Genomic DNA, 17,536 nt, shown 5'->3' with positions numbered 1-17,536 from the left:
TCCTTTATAAATGAAATATAGTCTATCATATCATAATTTTAATTTATAAATTAAGAAAATACCAAAAATACCAACTTAATAGAAGGAAAAAGAAGCAAGATTTATTCTGCCAATGAAAGCAGCAATCAACACACCTGGGAATTGATGAAAGTAATTACCTCTGGCTCTAAAATTGTTTTATCTTTCACATACATCTTAACCTATCCACTATTCCCTACTCTAAGATAAACGATCGTGCAGATATTAAGCCTTTGTAAAATGAATTGTTACCCATTCATTTGTTTGCTGTTTTTCTTTTATTGAAAAACCATCAATTTGGAACATTTCTATCAACTGATCAATATGCCATTCAACAAGACCTGAAATGATAAATTCATTACTGTTATTTAATAATGTATGTTTTTTCAAGATACTCATCGTTTCATTTGCACCAATATTAATAAAGATATAATCGTAATTTGCATCAATTGTATAATCTCCAGTAATTAAATCAGCCTGCACTACCTGCAAATCATTTTCTAACTCATTTAATTTTGCATTATGATAGAGCTCTCTTGCAACATCCTCATAATCTACTGCAACTACCTTGCTGGCACCTTTTAATGATGCAGCAATTGCCAGCATACCAGAACCTGTTCCTAAATCAAGAACTGTTTTTCCAGTAAAATCTTTATCTACGATCATTCGTAAACAGCCTTGAGTTGTCTCGTGAAGACCTGTCCCAAATGCAGCTAAAGGATCGAATTTTAATACATTTTTATTCTCATAAATTTCGTTAGAAGAAGGATACTGAATAACCCAGTTATTTCCTAGGTCAATATCTTGGAAATCGTAGGTTTGCTCCCAGTCTGTTTCTTCATGTGCAGTATGTGTAATACTGTCTCTTGAGATTGTTAATGTTGATTGTAATAAAGGATAATAAGCATCAGGGAGATTTTCAACCTCTAAATCACTAGCATATATTTTTAATTCTACATGCTGATCTTCTCTTTCTTCGTACCCGTAACCATTTTGAACCTTGATAATCTCGATAGGTGATTCGTAATATAAATTATAAATTCCTGCTGCATTTAGTAGATCAGTAACTTCATCGATCTCTTTAAATGGTACATCTATTGAAAATTCATGTAACATTGTTTTTTCCCTCTCTTTGTGTAAGTCTCTTTTCTGCAAATTACTTGCTAATTTACTTAATCATTCTATGGAAACAGGCATAACTAAGTTTTTTTGTGATTTGAAAAGATACAATTAAGTTAATAAAATATGTTTCATTTTAAATTTTAAACATCACGAACAAAGTTTATGTACGTATATGACTTTATGTAAAAACAAGATGCTCTATTGTCCTTTCACAGTTTAATATAAATTGAATTAAGATAGCAAATTGTTTTTAGTTATATGAAACCTACTTGTTGGATTTTACACATTCTTTTGTTCATGGAGTTTCAGGATATTATTTCTTCCTTACCTCGTAAAAAGGACCCAGTAATTTACTAGGTCCTCATGATAATTCATTATTTCTCAACCTTCACATAATCTCTCCATTTATGTTGTGGCTGCCAATTTAGTACTTTTTTAGCTTTTTCATTAGAAAATAGTGTTTCATACCCTTCTAGTGATTTGCGAATTTCAACAGTAGGATAAACTGTTTTCATCAAACTTTGACTTTCAATGTTCATGCTTGTTTCATCTGCTGCAATATTTAATGCAACTGATCCTAGGCCATCTGCTTCAACAGCCAACCGATAGGCAACTGCTGCATCCCTTGCATCAATATAACTCCACATAATAACCTTTCGCTGCTCTGGATCATTGATAAATTGAGGGAAGTTATCATACATATGAGGAGCAATGATATTACCTAATCTCATAGAAACAACTTGCATCCCTGTTCGTCGATGAATCATATCAGCTGTTTGTTCATTCACTATTTTTGATAATCCATAGCTATCCTCAGGTAATTGAGGGTGATCTTCATCAACTGGAACATATTGTGGTTTCAGTTCTTTCAAAGCAAAGACCAAACCATAAGAAGACTCACTAGATGAAATAACCGCTTTTTTAATTCCAAGAGTTCCTGCTGCTTCTAATATATTATATGTAGATATGACATTATTCTGGAAAGTGACTTCATTAGGATGTGAATAAGCAACAGGAATGGCTGCAAGATGAACAACAGCATCTGCACCAGCTAATACTCCATATACTTCACCTAAGTTTTGTAAATCTGTTATCACTGTTTTACAGATTGGATCCTCTGGATGTTTCATATCTGCATTTAATACTTCATATCCGTTATCAAGAAATTCTTTTATAACAGAATGACCAAGAAGACCACTTCCACCAGTTACAACCACTTTTTTCATGAATTTCACACCTTATATTAAGATTTCTTCAATTTGTGTAATGATATCGTTTGATAAAATAACATCAGAGCCTTTAGCATTTTCAATTATTTGCTCTGGTTTAGTCGCACCAACTAATGTACTCGCAATATTCGGTAGACGTAGAATCCAAGCAATTGCTAATTGAGATAAGCTAATATCTAATTCTTTTGCTATCCCTCCTAATTTCTCCACTTTTGCAAGAGTTTCATCAGTTAAAAATTGATTCATATACATATTTGAATTAGGATCTGTCGCACGACTTCCCTCTGGAGCTCGATTGCTTAAGCTATATTTTCCAGTTAAAACACCTTGTGCTAAAGGAGAAAACACAATTTGACCAATACCATGCTGCTCACTAACTGGGACAACTTCTTTTTCAATATAACGGTGAAACATATTGTAGTTTGGTTGATTCACGACAATTCGATTCAATAAATATTTATCAGCTGTTCCAACTGCTTCTTGAATTTGTTGAGCTGTCCATTCACTTACACCAGCATATAAAATTTTCCCTTGGCGAATAAGATCGTCAATTGTTCTTAATGTTTCATCTACTGGTGTTTCCGCATCATAACGATGGCAATAATAGATGTCGACATAATCAGTATTTAAACGTTTTAAGCTACTATGAAGCTGCTCAAATACATGTTTCCTTGAAAGACCACTATCATTTGGCCCTTCTCCCATTGGCCAATAAACCTTCGTTGCTAACACATAAGAATCTCTACTATACTTTGCAAGTGCTTCTCCAACAACTTTTTCTGACTCTCCAGTTGCATACACATTTGCTGTATCAAATGAGTTGATTCCAATATCATAAGCTGTTTCAATTGTTTTAATAGCTTTTTCTTTATCTGTCGAAGCCCCGTAAGTAAGCCAGCTTCCTAAGCTCACTTCACTCACTTTTAATCCTGATCTTCCTAATCGTCTATATTTCATTTTTAACATCTCCATTTCATAAAGTTTTGTTACGTTATCTTATAGTAAGTAATTTTCATCTTGCTTGAAAACTAATCGCATATTTCCTTATTTTTAATAACTTCCTTACTATCACTCTAAATACTTTCATTTATGATATCGTTTACATTTATAAATTATAAATATTTCAATATGTGTATACAAGTACTGAAATATTATTGATATAATAAAAAATAAGTAATCTACTATACTTTTTATAGTAGCTACAAGGAGGATACTATGGAGAAAATGAACGAGTTACATGTCGAGTGTTCTATTGAAAAGGCACTAAATATTATAGGTGGCAAATGGTCTTTTCTTGTTATTAAACAGCTTTTTGACGGAACAAGAAGATTTGGTGAATTACAAAAAGCAATCCCGAAAATTAGTCCTAAAGCATTAACTGATACACTCCGCCATTTGGAAAGCAATGAAGTTTTAACTCGTGAGTCCTTTGCGACAGTACCTGTTACTGTTGAATATACATTAACGGAAAAAGGTCATTCCCTTCATATGATGTTAAAGGAAATGAAAAAATGGGGCGCACAATGGGGGTAAATGTGACTTATAAAAAAGTGAACTTCAAAAATGAAGTTCACTTTTTTATATTCCAGTATTCTATTAAAGGACCATGATTCCCGAAGATAGGATCTTGATCAGGCAAAGGTACAGAATTAATTTCTTCTCTAAACCTTTCACAATGTAAATCCTCTTTCTTTAAGTCTGGTTCCATCCCGGATGGATAAGCTCCTACAACTTTAAAATCACTAGAAGATGATATTCTTTTATGACCAGTTCCAGCAGGTAAAACAATTACTTCACCAGAAGATATATGCATAACCTCCCCTGTTTCTCCTCCAAGTAAAATATCTGCTTCACCACCTACCACACCTAGCACCTCGTGAGTATTACTATGAAAATGATGATAGTTGTAAACTCCATTTGTCCAACTGTTCAACCAATTATGTTGATGAAATAACTCCTCGATATCCTTACGATTAACTTGTTGATAAATAACAACTGGCAATTTTTCATTATTTGGGATTCTTTCCCCTTTTTTAAGAAAAACTGCTTTACTTTCTATAGCCATGCTTTTTTCCTCCTCTTCTATTTCCGTTTCAATTCGTGAGATTTATCACATCTATTATTATAAAATTCCTTTACCCTTACATTAACGAAAGTAAAACGTGGGGGGATCTCAGTGAGCAAAAAATACAAAGGTGAAGATAATAACGAGCTTAAAGGAACATTGATTAGTGTGTTTTCAATAGGGTTATTAATCTTGGTCATGTGGTTTAGTGTTTATTTCTTTTATATCACACGTTAATTAAGGGGGCATTTTTAAGATGCATTTTCATAAGTTTGAAAAAATTTGGTTAGGCTTTGGCATTTTATCATTACTATTATTTTTAAGCATTATTGGTGTAACTGCTTTCGCATTTAATCATCAGCCTTCTGGAGGATTAGAAACTATTGATCCTGAGAAAGTAGATCAAACTGCACCATTTGATAATCCAGGCGTTCATAAAATCAATGATGATACGTATGAGGTGATTATTGTTGCAAAGGCTTTTGGCTATGAACCTCCTGAAATAAAGGTTCCTGCTGGAAAGAAAATAATCTTTAAGGTTACTAGTACAGATGTGACTCACAGCTTTTCAATCATAAACACAAATGTGAATATGATGGTGGTTCCTGGTCAAATCAATACAAAGGAATATACCTTTGATAAACCCGGTGAGTATTTAGTAATTTGTAACGAATATTGCGGATCAGGTCATCATTTTATGAAGACAAAGATTGAGGTGATTGAGTAATGAAACAAATTAGTTTAGCAGACAAACGATTAGCGTTAACAAATATTATTTTTGCTTACATCGCGTTTTTGATTGGTACGTTTTGTGGTTTACTTCAGGTTTTTATACGTAATGATGCATTAACATTACCACCATGGCTTGACTACTATCAAATTCTAACAGCACACGGTGTATTACTTGCACTTATTTTCACTACTTATTTTATATTTGGCTTTCTTATTTCTGGTATGAGTTATTCACTTGGTTCATTTGGACCTAAAGTTCATTTATTTTCATGGATAGGTTTTATTGTGACAACTGCTGGAACATTACTCGCCATTGTTGAAATCATTGCAGGTCGAGCTTCTGTTCTTTATACATTTTATGCTCCATTACAAGCTAGTGGCTGGTATTATGTTGGCTTAGCGCTTTTTGTAGTAGGCACATGGATATATAGCTTTGCTTTAATCGGACATTATGTAAAATGGAGAAAACAAAATAAAGGTCAATTAAGTCCATTATTTGCTTTTATGACTATCTCAACGCTTATCCTGTGGATTATTGCTTGTTTAGGAGTAGTTGCAACTGTTTTATTCCAGTTTATTCCTTGGGCATTTGGTTGGGTTGATACAATTAATGTTGAATTAAGTCGCTCATTGTTCTGGTATTTTGGTCATCCACTCGTTTATTTCTGGCTTTTACCAGCGTATATTGCATGGTATTTGATTGTACCAAAAATCATTGGGGGAAAAGTTTTTAGTGATTCATTAGCTCGTTTATCTTTTGTATTGTTTATTTTATTTTCAATTCCTGTAGGATTTCACCATCAGTTAACAGAGCCTGGTATATCAAGCTTCTGGAAGTTTCTACAAACTATTTTAACTTTTATGGTTATTATTCCTTCTTTAATGACTGCTTTCTCTATGTTTGGGACATTTGAAAAAACAGGTAGAGATAAAGGAGCAACAGGATTATTTGGATGGTTCTTTAAATTGCCTTGGAAGGACATTCGATTTACTTCTTTATTTATTGCGATGTTTTTCTTTATACCAGGTGGAGCTGGTGGAATTATAAATGCTAGTTTCCAGCTGAATGAAGTGATTCATAATACATTATGGGTTGTTGGGCATTTTCATATAACTGTTGGAACTCCTGTTGCGATGACATTTATGGGGTTAACATTTTGGTTGATACCTTATCTTACTGGTAGAAAACTAACAAAAGCAATTCAAAAGCTTGCCTTCATTCAAGTGATAACTTGGTCAATCGGGATGTTGCTTATGAGTACATCTCAGCATATTTTAGGCTTACTAGGTGCACCAAGACGAACAGCTTATGCCGGTTATATGGATGATCCCAATGCTTTAGAGTGGTTCCAAGGAATTCTGTCTAATCATGTAACAATGGCGATTGGTGGAACGATTTTGTTTCTATCTGCGATGATTTTAATTTATATTGTGTTTTACACATTACTTGCTTCACCTAAAGCTAATTCAATAGAAGATACAGTTGAATTTCCGATGGCCGAAAGTGATGTGTCTGATACACCTAAATTTTTGGAAAATTGGTGGATTTGGATTGGTATTGCCATTGCTTTAATTGCTATTGCATATACGATTCCATTGATACAAATGATTGAACATGCACCTCCTGGTTCTTCTGGATTTAAAACATGGTAGGGAGATGATTGATATGTTTTCAGTAGTTTGCGCTTTACTGCTTGTCACAACGGTTTTAACAGCAATGGTTGTTGATTTTACCACGAATGAAGATTAATGAGTGTATATTGAGACTTTTTCACTAAGGCTGTTTTCTTTTCGTAAACTTTCCTGCTATTGCCTAGTGGCAACTTTCTTATTAAATTAGCACGTTATATTCATTAAATCATTAAAAAACTGTCTTTAATATGTGATTAGTACCATTATCAACAATCTTTCAGAAAAGAGCCTACACTAAATAATGGTTCAATACACAAAACCTATATTACGTAGAATGCTCTTTCAAAAATATAAAGAAATTCACATAGATATAAGCGCTGTTGATTTTTGAATTCAACAGCGCTTTTGTTTTCAATATATTTTCTTGGGTTGACAATACTTAATTAGCGGAAACTATTTAGGGTTGATTTGAGCGGAAGGTGCGAGACTCCTGCGGGAGCAGCGGGACAGGTGAGATCCCACAGGCGCTTGCGCCGAGGAAGCTCACCGCCCGCCCCGCGGAAAGCGAGCAACCTGTAGCTAAAATCAACCACCACAATACTTGTTATAGAGCAACAAAGTTTACACACAAATTTGAGTCCTTTTATCATATAATACAATCCCTATATTTATCCTTCACAGTCGACAAACCTGTAATGGACAAGCTTCACAGCGGCAAATTTGACGAAGTCCCTGAAGATCATAAACTGTTATAAAGCCTTTTTGATTATCAATAAGTCCGTCTTTTTTAAATTGATTAAGCATACGTGTGGCCGTTTCTCTTGGTGTACCTATTAAGCAAGAGATTTCATCATGTGTGAATTTCTTTGAAATTTCCCACACATTACCCTTTTTAATTCCATATGTGTTTGTCATTCGAATGATAACTGATGCAAGTGCACCATTCTTCCCAAAAAACATTAAATCACGAAGCTTTGTTTGAGTAAGCTGCTGTGTAAAGCTAATCCATTTTGTGAATTCTAGGGAAAATTGAGGATTTTGCCAAATCAACATTTCAATATCCTCTTTATTAATAACACCAATTACTGTAGTTCCCAATGCCTTCGCATTCTCCATGGCTCCTCGCATTTCGTTTGTATGATACTCACCAAGCAGATCATCAGCTTCATAATAATTTAATGTTAATACTTTTCCATCTTCTGTACTTTTATATAAGGTGATCGTTCCTTCTATTATATAGTAAAGCTTATCAACCTTATCTCCTTCATAATATAAATGGTCTTCATTCTTTACTGTCATTATTGTCATTTTATTTTTTAATGAGTTCATACTATCTATTGAAAAAATATTTGTATTTGCTACATTTTGGTTTGTTTTTCGGTTTATAGTTGTTGGCATTTTCATCCACATCCCATAATCATAATTTTTTATCTACCTCCATTTTAAAAAATAAAGACATAAATTGTTATCAGGGAATTCCCTTATTTGTTTAGGAAATATCCCCTATTAAGTATAAAAACATAAATTTCCGGTATTAAAAATCGGTGAAGAGCGAATGTTAACACTAAAAAAGAGCAACCAGCTTTTATAACTGATGCTCTTCTTCCTATTTATTAAACGGAACCTTGACTGTTATTATGGTTCCTTCGTTTATCTTTGAGTTAATATCGATTTTTGCCTTTATAGAACGGGCTCTTTCTTCCATACTAAATAGCCCGACACCATTTCTTTTTATATTTGGATCAAAGCCAATTCCATCATCTTTAATTTGTACAAGTAAATAGTCTTCTTCTTCAGATAATGATAGGAAAATCTCTTTTGTTTCCGCGTACTTCCTTATGTTTGTCATAGCTTCTTGAATAATTCTGTATATACTAGTTTCAACTTCAGATGGAAGTCGTTTTTGTAATTTATATGTAAAATCTGTCTTAAAACCATAATGCTCTGAAAACTTATTTACAAAAGAACGGATAGCAGGAACTAATCCGAGATCATCAAGTATAGAAGGTCTTAGCTGCCAAGATATTTGTCTAATTTCTTCAATAATCGTAGAGATTTCCATTTCTAGCTGTTCAATTATTTCTGGATTTGAATTTGTTCTTAAACGATTGATCATGATAAGGAGACTGTACAGATTCTGACCGATTCCATCATGCAGCTCTCTGGAGATATTCTTTCTTTCTTCCTCCTGGATACCAATTAGTTTTGACATCATTCTCTGCAATTCTTCTTCTGCATGTTTACGAGCTGTAACCTCATTACGAATAGCTAAATATTGATACGGATTTCCTGTTTTATCCAAAAATGGAACAATCGTAGTATCCACCCAATAATAAGTATGATCTTTCGCTTTATTTCTTATTTCTCCTTTCCACACCTTCCCAGAAGAAATAGTGTTCCATAGATCTCTGAAAAACTCTTTAGAATGGTAACCTGAATTGATAATTTTGTGACTATTACCGATAAGTTCTTCATTTGTATATTTAGAGATCGTACAAAATGTTTCATTTACATATGTAATAATCCCCTTTTGATTTGTAATCGCAACAATAGATGATTCATCTAAGGCAAATTTCAAGTCAATCAATTCAGATAAAGATTCCTGTAGCTCTATTTCGATTTTTTGAAAATAGTGCTGTTGTTCAATTTGTTCTTCAATAGAAAGAAAGATGAGTGATTGCCCAAACAGTTCAACGATCTCAGAATGAACCTTAACAGATCTTTGGGCATTTTTTACATTTAACATTGTTTCTAGTATTTTTTCTGATGAATTCAATAAGTCATTACTATTTATATTCGTGAAAATAGAGGAGACGTCTCTGTTCTTGATATCAATTAATCGGTATCCAAGTAGCTCCTCAGCAGCTTTATTTAAGGATTCAATGTTACCATTGTTATTGACAATAATCAGTGGAGCATTCTCTTTATTCACCATCTGTTCCTTTCTATACGTTTTAATTGGTGTGCTATATTCCATAACCTAATAATCCCTTTTTTAACGCATATTCAACAAGCTCTGGTCTTGTTTTCAGTTTTAGTTTTTCCATAATATTCGATTTGTGGTTTTCAACTGTTTTAACACTAATAACAAGCTTCTCAGCTATTTCTTTATTTGAAAAACCTTTAGCTATTAAGGTTAATACCTCTTTTTCACGATCTGTTAGTAGTGAGTATGTGTCAGCATCTTTCCCACTTTTCATACGCTCTAAATAATCTTCCATTAATTTCTTTGTTGCAGTAGGATACAAATAAGCTGAGCCTTCTGCAACTACCGAAATCGCATGAATGAGTTCATGATGTAGAGCACTTTTTAAAATACATCCTGATGCTCCTGCTTGAATAACGCGAAATAGATATTCTTCATCATCATGCATTGTTAAAATTAAAATTTGAACCTCCGGCCATCTTTTTTTTATCTCAACTGTTGCTGATAGTCCGTCTTTTCCATGTGGCATGCTAAGGTCCATTAATACAACCCTTGGCTGAAGCTCTTCTACCTTCTTTATTGCTTCTTCTCCTTCAGAAGCTTCGCCAACTACTTCCATATCACTCAAATCATTTAATAGCATTTTTAACCCTGTTCGTACCACTGCATGATCATCAACTAATAATATTGACGTTATCAACTCATTCACCTCACATTCGGTATACTAAGATTTAAGATTGTTTGATTTTTACATGGATTTAACAAATTAACTCTCCCACTTACTAGCATGACTCTTTCCTCAATTCCATGATATAACAATGAAAATTCGTCTTTTTCCATTGATGTTTTTTCGACCTCTACAATATCTATTTTTACTTTAAGCTCTTCCTCCCAAATTGTTTCAATTAGTATATGCTGAATTTTACAATGGTCAGTATAAGCTGTAATTATATCTTTAACGATTCGATATAATATTACTTCTGTAAATAAAGATATTTGCTTTAATCCATTAAAGTTGACATACTTTATTTCAACTTGTGTATCTTTTCTAATATCAGCAACAAATGTGGCTAAAGCTCCCTCAAGCCTTTTATGAACAAATGGGTTAATTTTAGTTGATAGCCGCCTTGTATCTTCGATTGTTTTCTTTGTTAATTTTATCATGTTATTTAGTGTCATTCTATCTTGGTTGTCCATATGCTGTTGTAAAAACTGTAAATGATTAAATACTGCATATAAATTCTGAGCAATTTCTTCATGGAGAAACATCGAAATTTCTTTTAACTCATTTTCATACTCTGCAATAATTTGAGTTATCACTTGTTTCTGTTTAATTTGGCTATTCATGTGATCCACCTTTGTTGATTAATCATTGGGAAAAAAGTATTGGAGTAGTTAGAGCAGTTGAAGAAAATAAATAAAAAAATAGTGTAAAAGGACGTTCTTTCAATAAGGTTTTGATTAATATTTCAAAATTAAAAAGTATGTCTTTACTATAAGTAGCTAACTTACCACTAATTAGAATAGTGGTAAGTTACATATTCATTTATACTTAATCTTCTAAGCTCAAAACAATACGACCGTTAATGTCACCGTTTACCATTCGATCAAAGACTTCGTTAATATTTTCTAAAGGCTGAACTTCAATGATTGTTTTCACCTTTCCTGCTGCGGCGAACTCAAGAGCTTCTTGAAGATCCTTTCTCGTACCAACAATAGAACCAATAATACTAATGCCACCTAACACAGTATCAAAGATCGGTATCGGCATTTCCTCTGGAGGTAATCCGACGAGCACACAAGTCCCACCTCTGCGAACAGATTGAAATGCTGCTTGAAACGCAGGCTTAGATACAGCTGTAACAACGGCACCATGCACACCATTAGTTCGGGCTTTTATAAATTGATCTGGATCTTCTTCAATGGGATTAACAACTAAATCTGCACCTAATTCTTTAGCTAATTGAAGCTTTTCCTCTCCTAAATCAACAGCTACTACATTCATTCCCATTGCTTTTGCATATTGAACAGCAACGTGCCCAAGACCACCAACACCATAGATTGCTACCCATTCTCCTGGCTTAACACCAGAGACTTTTAACGCTTTATATGTTGTTACACCAGCACAAAAAATTGGTGCTGCTTCTTCATATGTTAATTGATCAGGTATTTTCACAATGTAATTTGCATCTGCTTTACAGTATTCTGCATAGCCTCCATCAACAGAGTAGCCTGAATTTTGCTGTGATTCACATAGGGTTTCTTTACCACTCAAACAATACTCACATTGACCACATGCTGAATACAACCAAGGTACTCCAACACGATCACCAATTTTGATATGTGTAACACCTTCTCCTACTTCTGTTACAATACCTACACCTTCATGACCTGGAACTAATGGGAGCTTCGGCTTTACTGGCCAATCTCCATGTGCTGCATGTAAATCTGTATGACATACTCCACAGGCTTTAATTTTAACAAGAACTTCTCCATGCTCTAGTTGTGGCACATCGATTTCTTTTATAGCTAATGATTGTTTAAATTCATTTACTACTGCTGCTTTCACTCTACTTCCCCCTATATAAAAGTTAGTGAAAATGATCATTTCCTTATCTATAGATTAATAGGAAAAGGCTTATTAAGATGTGATAAAACTCACAACTAACTAAATTTATCAACATTGGTATACAAATAGATCAGCCTACCTCTTCTTACGGTATCATCCACTTCCTGTCCATTACATAATCAACAATAACAAAGGCTCTCTTCGCAAACTTTGTTGCTTATAAATACCGAAAGAAATCAGCATCGTATTAAATATAGTGACAACTTTTCTTCTACAAATCATACCTTTTATGTGATAACACACTGGTTACAACAAATAGTGACGTCTATTAGCAACAATCTTCCAGAAAAGTGCCATTATAAAAAAGGCATAAAAAAGGATATGATGACCTTTTTTATGCCTTCGTTTACTTATCTTATTTAGATTTCAGCATGTTAAAAACCTGTTCTACGTCTTTATCACCTCTACCTGAAAGGTTAACAATGATGGAATCTTCTTTCTTCAATTCTTTTGCTAATTTCATAGCATATGCAACAGCATGTGAGCTTTCTAAGGCCGGAATAATTCCTTCTACTTTTGATAGAACCTGAAATGCTTCAAGTGCTTCTTGACCAGTTACTGTTACATACTCTGCTCGTTTCGTTGTTTTTAAATAGCTATGTTCTGGTCCAACACCTGGATAGTCTAAGCCTGCAGCAATCGAGTATGTTGGCATTGGTTCTCCATTTTCATCTAAGAGTGTTAAACATTTAAATCCATGAATGACAGCTGGAACACCTTGTGTCAAGGATGGTGCCTCTGCTGGTTCAACTCCTATTAATTTTACTGAATCTTCTTCGATATAGTGTGCGAATGCACCAATTGCATTACTACCTCCTCCAGCACATGCAACAACAGCACTTGGTAGCTTACCTTCCTTTTCTAGTATTTGTTTTTTAGATTCTTCACTGATAATAGATTGGAAGTGCTTAACCATTGTTGGAAATGGATGTGGGCCTACAGCAGAGCCTAAAAGATAAAATGTGCTTTGATAGTTTTCTACGAGATCATCTAAAGCAGCATCTACTGCATCCTTTAATCTACCTTGTCCCTTATCTACAGAAACAACTTTTGCACCTAAAAGCTCCATGCGGAAAACATTCAATGCTTGTCTTTCTGTATCTACTTTCCCCATATAAATGATACAATCCATTCCACCGATAATCGAGCAGGCTGTAGCTGTGGCAACTCCATGCTGACCTGCACCAGTTTCAGCAATGATTCGTGTTGCCCCCATCCTTTTTGCTAATAGTATTTGTCCAATTGCATTATTAATTTTATGTGCTCCAGTATGATTTAAATCTTCGCGCTTTAAGTAAATTTTTGCTCCTCCAACTTGCTTTGTTAAATTTTCAGCATATGTTAGTGGATTTTCACGTCCAATATATTCTTTCATATAATAATTAAATTCTTCAATAAATTCAGGATCATCCTTATATCTTTCAAAATTCTCATCTAAAACTCCTAATACATTATTCAAATCAGGTGGTATAAAACTACCTCCAAATTCACCGAAATAACCCTTTTCTACTGTACTATTTGTCATCTTTCTAATCTCTCCTCTGCTAGAAGCTAAAATATTCTGAATAGATAAATTATATCATGTATTTATGATCATATGCATGTCTAATAAGAGGTAAATAAAACGAAAATAAAGAAAAGAACCCACAAATGGAGTTCTTAGTTTATGCCCTCTATAGTACTAATTTTTTAGTTTAATAAGTGTTGTTTCTACCTGTTATTCTGCTGCAAGGTAATTTTTCACCTTGTATTCTTCCTTTTTCTCTTCTAACCATGTTGGGTATTCAGTTGTCAGTTTTTCATCGAAAAGAATGCCTTTAATTTCTTCTTTACTATTTTCTAATGTTGCTTCTTCTGCTTCTTGTATATCTGTTACTTTAATAAGGTGATAGCCATATTCTGATTTCACTGGTTCACTAAGCTCATCTACCTTCATCGCAAAAGCAGCTTCTTCAAATTCTGCAACCATACTACCTGCACCAAAGAAGCCTACATCTCCACCAGCTTCAGCTGAACCAGTATCTGTTGAATATTCTTTCGCTAATTCTGCGAAATCCTCTCCACCATCAAGCTTTTCTTTTACTTCTTTAGCCGTTTCTTCATCTTCTACTAATATATGACTTGCTTTAACTTGCTTTGTCTTAGCAAATGAATCCTTATTTTCATCAAAATAAGTTTGTAGTTCTTCATCTGTTATCTCAATACGAGATTTCAATAATGCTTCAATTTGAAGATTTGTTTTAATATCTCCTTCAACATCTTCCATTGTTAAGCCACTAGTTGCTAACGTTTGATTAAATGTTTCCTCTCCACCATAAGAAGCAATAACTGCCTCAATCTCGGTATCTACTTCCTCCTGTGAAACAGACACTTTCTCCTTTTTTACTTCCTGCTCAATTATATTTTTCGTAATGAGTGAGTCAATAGCAGCTTCTCCATTTTGTTCAACAAAAAATGTATACAAGTCATCCTTTGTTAATGATTCACTTCCAATTTTAGCAACAACCTCACTTCTTGTTGAAAGAAATACAAATGCCGCAACTACTACTATTAAAAGCACAGCTAAAACTGCCACTGTTTTTTTACTTGAAAAAATTTTCTCTATCATTTAAAAAGCTCCTTCATCTATTATCATTTTTTGCTTATTTTAAATGATATCTTACAATTATGAATAAACTATGAACAAAGCATTAAATATTGTAGATGTTCTTAGAGTTTTTAAAAGAGGCTATGTTAAAGCTTAATGTTGATTTTTAGCACTTTGTTGATTGGAGGTGAATATATGAGATTCCTGCTTAGAGAAGCGTGTCAAAGAGAAACCCCACAGGCGCTCAAGCTTACGAGGGAGGCTCCCGGACCTAGGAAGAATTGTCCTTTAAAAAAGCCGGTAGTTGGGATTTTTTATTATTTTTCCTGGGAAAGCGAATGCCTGTAAGGAAATCAACAACAAAGTTTAACAGAGCCAAAGAAGCTAACTACATATTAGTGAAGTTAGCTTGGAAGTACGATAATGAATTTTGTTCCATGATCTTTTTTACTTTCAACAGATATTTCTCCATCATGTAATTCTACTAAACGCTTAACGATCGAGAGGCCTAACCCAAATTCTCCAAATTGATTACTTGATCTTGATAAATCAGCTTTATAAAAACGGTTCCATATCGATTCGATTTCTCCTTGATTCATACCAATTCCAGTGTCCTCAATTTCTATAATTGTTTGTTGGTTAGCTTGCCAGCCTCTTAGCCAAACACAGCCTGTTTCTGTGAATTGAAGACTGTTTTTTGTTATATTCATCAATATCTGAATAAGCCGATCATAATCAGCAAAAACACTGCTATTTTCCTCAGCTTCAATTAATAAATCAACATTCTTTGTTTCTGCTTGATATAACAAATGATCCTTAATTACTTCTAGTACTTCTTTTAATTGTATTTCCTCTTTAACTAGTTTTATTTGATTAGAACGAATTCTTTCATAATCAAGATTTTCATTAACTAGACGAATAAGTCTCTTTGTTTCATCACTTACAAGCTTTATTCCTTTTTCTCTTTCTGCATCTTCAATCATATTATGTCGTAGACCTTCTATCACTCCACTAATCGTTGTTAATGGTGTACGAAGTTCATGTGAAACGTCTGCCATAAACCGTCTTCTACGCATTTCTAAGCTTTCTATTTCTTCATTTGATAACTTCAATTGATCTACCATTTTATTAAAATCATTAGCCATTTCATCGATTTCATCGAAATTAGCTGTGGTTATATGTGCATTATAATCACCTTTTGCTATCTTTGAAGTAGCACTTCTAATTTTCTTAATTCGATTAACATGAATCTTAGAAAGAATCCAGCTAAGTAAAAAGGAAATTGATAAAGCAACAAAAACTGTATAAAGTATGTATTGGTTAACCTCAGTAATCATCTCTCTTGAACCACTGATTGGTGAAATAAGTAATATTCCACCTATTAAGCCTTCTCTTGCGATATAAGGTATCGCGACTAATGAAACCTCTTGATCAGCCCATTTGACGTTATGCTTTGTCACTACCTTCTCACCATTTGAAAGCTTATTCCAGTCCTCCTCGGTAATACTCGTTTGCGGTGAACTATTTGAAATGGGAAAAACAATTCGACCATGTTGATCAAATATACTAAAATAAATATTCTGTCCATCTAATACTCGCTTATATTGAACCAATACATGATTTTGCCCAACTTGTTCAAAATCAGTTAATATTGTTTCACCATACTTTGTTAATTCATTTACTTTATTTTGATAAACTACGTTTTCTACATAATGAGCAAAAAGAAAGCTTAGAATCACAAAAGCCACAATAAGAACACTAATATGACTAAGAAATTGCTGGTAAATATATTTAATTCTCATTGTCTTCATTCAATTCCTCAAATTTGTAGCCCACTCCCCAAACGGTATGAAAGAATGGATTTTTTTGTGTTTCAACTTTTTTTCTCAATCGTTTAATATGAACATCAACCGTTCGTTCATCACCATAAAATGAATAACCCCACACTTGTTCTAATAGCTGCTCCCTTGTAAAAACCTGTCTTGGATTTTGCAGGAAATAATAAAGAAGATCAAATTCCTTCGGAGTAAGATTTGTGATTTTTTCTCCTTGGCGGTATACATCTCTTGTTGTTTTACTAATAATAAAATTCTCAGATTTCAAAAGATCTGTCTCTGGTTCTGTTTTTTCTTGCTCTAATACTTGATATCTTCTTGTAACAGCTTTGATTCTAGCCATTAATGCAAGCGGACTAAAGGGTTTTGTCACATAATCATCAGCCCCCATTTCAAGGCCTAATACTTGATCTGATTCACTATCTTTAGCTGTTAGCATGATAATTGGGGTCGTATAATTATCTTGTCTAATTTTTCTACATAATGAAATCCCATCCAAGCCAGGAAGCATCCAATCTATAATTAATAAATCCCAATGACCAGTTTTAAATGCTTCATATCCCTGTTGCCCATCGTGAACAAATTCTCCACTAATTCCTTCTTTTGAAAAAAACATTTCGATCATCGAGCACACACCTACATTATCTTCAATGACAAGAACCTTCATTTTGCACCTACCGTTATTAAGTAATTGTATATGTATTTATTTTATCTTTTTTTAGTTAATGTACAAAGTAAAGAGTTGTTTATCCTATTTCTCA

At 33.6% G+C, this 17,536-nt stretch carries 17 protein-coding genes; 4 read left to right on the top strand and 13 right to left on the bottom strand.

Annotation, left to right across the window (positions count from 1 at the left end; translation table 11 throughout):
* Positions 1-243: 243 nt before the first annotated feature.
* From JOC75_RS17185 to JOC75_RS17175, 3 genes are all read right to left on the bottom strand, one after another.
* Positions 244-1,134 (bottom strand): 50S ribosomal protein L11 methyltransferase, encoded by an 891-nt coding sequence (locus JOC75_RS17185; RefSeq protein WP_204955215.1) that lies wholly within the window; start codon positions 1,132-1,134, stop codon positions 244-246.
* 380 nt (positions 1,135-1,514) lie between these two features.
* On the bottom strand, positions 1,515-2,366 hold the full coding sequence (locus tag JOC75_RS17180; RefSeq protein WP_204955214.1) for an NAD-dependent epimerase/dehydratase family protein: 852 nt from the start codon (positions 2,364-2,366) through the stop codon (positions 1,515-1,517).
* Between the two features lie 12 nt (positions 2,367-2,378).
* Positions 2,379-3,326 carry an aldo/keto reductase family protein gene (locus tag JOC75_RS17175; RefSeq protein ID WP_204955213.1) on the bottom strand — a complete coding sequence of 316 codons (948 nt, stop codon included), beginning with the start codon at positions 3,324-3,326 and terminating at the stop codon, positions 2,379-2,381.
* A 258-nt stretch (positions 3,327-3,584) separates the two neighbouring features.
* Between JOC75_RS17175 and JOC75_RS17170 the strand changes: the two genes are divergently transcribed.
* Positions 3,585-3,902: a winged helix-turn-helix transcriptional regulator gene (locus JOC75_RS17170; protein ID WP_204955212.1), complete on the top strand. Its 318-nt coding sequence runs from the start codon at positions 3,585-3,587 to the stop codon at positions 3,900-3,902.
* Between the two features lie 37 nt (positions 3,903-3,939).
* Here the strand turns inward: JOC75_RS17170 and JOC75_RS17165 are convergent, their stop codons facing one another.
* Positions 3,940-4,434 (bottom strand): cupin domain-containing protein, encoded by a 495-nt coding sequence (locus JOC75_RS17165; protein WP_204955211.1) that lies wholly within the window; start codon positions 4,432-4,434, stop codon positions 3,940-3,942.
* Between the two features lie 111 nt (positions 4,435-4,545).
* Here JOC75_RS17165 and JOC75_RS17160 point away from each other — a divergent pair, with 111 nt between their 5' ends.
* From JOC75_RS17160 to JOC75_RS17150, 3 genes are read left to right on the top strand one after another with little or no spacing between them, the layout of a single operon-like run.
* Positions 4,546-4,671 carry a cytochrome C oxidase subunit II gene (locus tag JOC75_RS17160; protein ID WP_204955210.1) on the top strand — a complete coding sequence of 42 codons (126 nt, stop codon included), beginning with the start codon at positions 4,546-4,548 and terminating at the stop codon, positions 4,669-4,671.
* Positions 4,672-4,690: 19 nt separating this feature from the next.
* Positions 4,691-5,161 carry a cytochrome c oxidase subunit II gene (locus JOC75_RS17155; protein WP_204955209.1) on the top strand — a complete coding sequence of 157 codons (471 nt, stop codon included), beginning with the start codon at positions 4,691-4,693 and terminating at the stop codon, positions 5,159-5,161.
* Positions 5,161-6,819: a b(o/a)3-type cytochrome-c oxidase subunit 1 gene (locus JOC75_RS17150; RefSeq protein WP_204955208.1), complete on the top strand. Its 1,659-nt coding sequence runs from the start codon at positions 5,161-5,163 to the stop codon at positions 6,817-6,819. Before JOC75_RS17155 ends, JOC75_RS17150 begins: the two co-directional genes overlap by 1 nt.
* A gap of 654 nt (positions 6,820-7,473) precedes the next feature.
* Here the strand turns inward: JOC75_RS17150 and JOC75_RS17145 are convergent.
* The 9 genes from JOC75_RS17145 to JOC75_RS17105 all read right to left on the bottom strand — a co-directional run bounded on the left by JOC75_RS17145 (position 7,474) and on the right by JOC75_RS17105 (position 17,442).
* Positions 7,474-8,196 (bottom strand): Crp/Fnr family transcriptional regulator, encoded by a 723-nt coding sequence (locus JOC75_RS17145; protein ID WP_204955207.1) that lies wholly within the window; start codon positions 8,194-8,196, stop codon positions 7,474-7,476.
* Between the two features lie 208 nt (positions 8,197-8,404).
* The gene (locus JOC75_RS17140) at positions 8,405-9,775 is read right to left on the bottom strand and encodes a PAS domain-containing sensor histidine kinase (RefSeq protein ID WP_239589544.1); all 1,371 of its coding nucleotides are present in this window, start codon (positions 9,773-9,775) and stop codon (positions 8,405-8,407) included.
* Positions 9,765-10,421 (bottom strand): response regulator, encoded by a 657-nt coding sequence (locus JOC75_RS17135; protein ID WP_204955342.1) that lies wholly within the window; start codon positions 10,419-10,421, stop codon positions 9,765-9,767. Before JOC75_RS17135 ends, JOC75_RS17140 begins: the two co-directional genes overlap by 11 nt.
* Before the next feature lie 8 nt (positions 10,422-10,429).
* Positions 10,430-11,071 carry a hypothetical protein gene (locus tag JOC75_RS17130; protein WP_204955206.1) on the bottom strand — a complete coding sequence of 214 codons (642 nt, stop codon included), beginning with the start codon at positions 11,069-11,071 and terminating at the stop codon, positions 10,430-10,432.
* Positions 11,072-11,276: 205 nt separating this feature from the next.
* Positions 11,277-12,293: an alcohol dehydrogenase AdhP gene (gene adhP / locus JOC75_RS17125; RefSeq protein ID WP_204955205.1), complete on the bottom strand. Its 1,017-nt coding sequence runs from the start codon at positions 12,291-12,293 to the stop codon at positions 11,277-11,279.
* Between the two features lie 415 nt (positions 12,294-12,708).
* Complete coding sequence (gene trpB / locus JOC75_RS17120) at positions 12,709-13,878, bottom strand: tryptophan synthase subunit beta (RefSeq protein ID WP_204955204.1); 1,170 nt, start codon at positions 13,876-13,878, stop codon at positions 12,709-12,711.
* A gap of 192 nt (positions 13,879-14,070) precedes the next feature.
* Positions 14,071-14,961, bottom strand: a complete 891-nt coding sequence (locus tag JOC75_RS17115; RefSeq protein WP_204955203.1) for a peptidylprolyl isomerase — start codon at positions 14,959-14,961, stop codon at positions 14,071-14,073.
* A gap of 383 nt (positions 14,962-15,344) precedes the next feature.
* Positions 15,345-16,751 carry a HAMP domain-containing sensor histidine kinase gene (locus tag JOC75_RS17110; protein WP_338036602.1) on the bottom strand — a complete coding sequence of 469 codons (1,407 nt, stop codon included), beginning with the start codon at positions 16,749-16,751 and terminating at the stop codon, positions 15,345-15,347.
* A complete protein-coding gene (locus tag JOC75_RS17105) occupies positions 16,732-17,442 on the bottom strand; it encodes a response regulator transcription factor (RefSeq protein ID WP_204955202.1) in 711 nt (236 codons plus the stop codon). Before JOC75_RS17105 ends, JOC75_RS17110 begins: the two co-directional genes overlap by 20 nt.
* Between the last annotated feature and the right edge of the window lie 94 nt (positions 17,443-17,536).

Source organism: Metabacillus crassostreae (assembly GCF_016908395.1).
Lineage (GTDB): Bacteria > Bacillota > Bacilli > Bacillales > Bacillaceae > Metabacillus > Metabacillus crassostreae.
Note: the sequence above shows the minus strand (reverse complement) of the source record. Positions and strands in the feature narration are given on the sequence as shown.

Bases quoted from the DNA above. Each gene is read 5' to 3' on its own strand.
- JOC75_RS17180 (WP_204955214.1), bottom strand. From the start codon at position 2,366: ATGAAAAAAGTGGTTGTAACTGGTGGAAGTGGTCTTCTTGGTCATTCT.
- JOC75_RS17170 (WP_204955212.1), top strand. From the start codon at position 3,585: ATGGAGAAAATGAACGAGTTACATGTCGAGTGTTCTATTGAAAAGGCA.
- JOC75_RS17140 (WP_239589544.1), bottom strand. From the start codon at position 9,775: ATGGAATATAGCACACCAATTAAAACGTATAGAAAGGAACAGATGGTG.
- JOC75_RS17105 (WP_204955202.1), bottom strand. From the start codon at position 17,442: ATGAAGGTTCTTGTCATTGAAGATAATGTAGGTGTGTGCTCGATGATC.
- JOC75_RS17155 (WP_204955209.1), top strand. From the start codon at position 4,691: ATGCATTTTCATAAGTTTGAAAAAATTTGGTTAGGCTTTGGCATTTTA.
- trpB (WP_204955204.1), bottom strand. From the start codon at position 13,878: ATGACAAATAGTACAGTAGAAAAGGGTTATTTCGGTGAATTTGGAGGT.
- JOC75_RS17150 (WP_204955208.1), top strand. From the start codon at position 5,161: ATGAAACAAATTAGTTTAGCAGACAAACGATTAGCGTTAACAAATATT.
- JOC75_RS17145 (WP_204955207.1), bottom strand. From the start codon at position 8,196: ATGCCAACAACTATAAACCGAAAAACAAACCAAAATGTAGCAAATACA.
- JOC75_RS17115 (WP_204955203.1), bottom strand. From the start codon at position 14,961: ATGATAGAGAAAATTTTTTCAAGTAAAAAAACAGTGGCAGTTTTAGCT.
- JOC75_RS17165 (WP_204955211.1), bottom strand. From the start codon at position 4,434: ATGGCTATAGAAAGTAAAGCAGTTTTTCTTAAAAAAGGGGAAAGAATC.
- JOC75_RS17110 (WP_338036602.1), bottom strand. From the start codon at position 16,751: ATGAAGACAATGAGAATTAAATATATTTACCAGCAATTTCTTAGTCAT.
- JOC75_RS17175 (WP_204955213.1), bottom strand. From the start codon at position 3,326: ATGAAATATAGACGATTAGGAAGATCAGGATTAAAAGTGAGTGAAGTG.
- JOC75_RS17185 (WP_204955215.1), bottom strand. From the start codon at position 1,134: ATGTTACATGAATTTTCAATAGATGTACCATTTAAAGAGATCGATGAA.
- JOC75_RS17130 (WP_204955206.1), bottom strand. From the start codon at position 11,071: ATGAATAGCCAAATTAAACAGAAACAAGTGATAACTCAAATTATTGCA.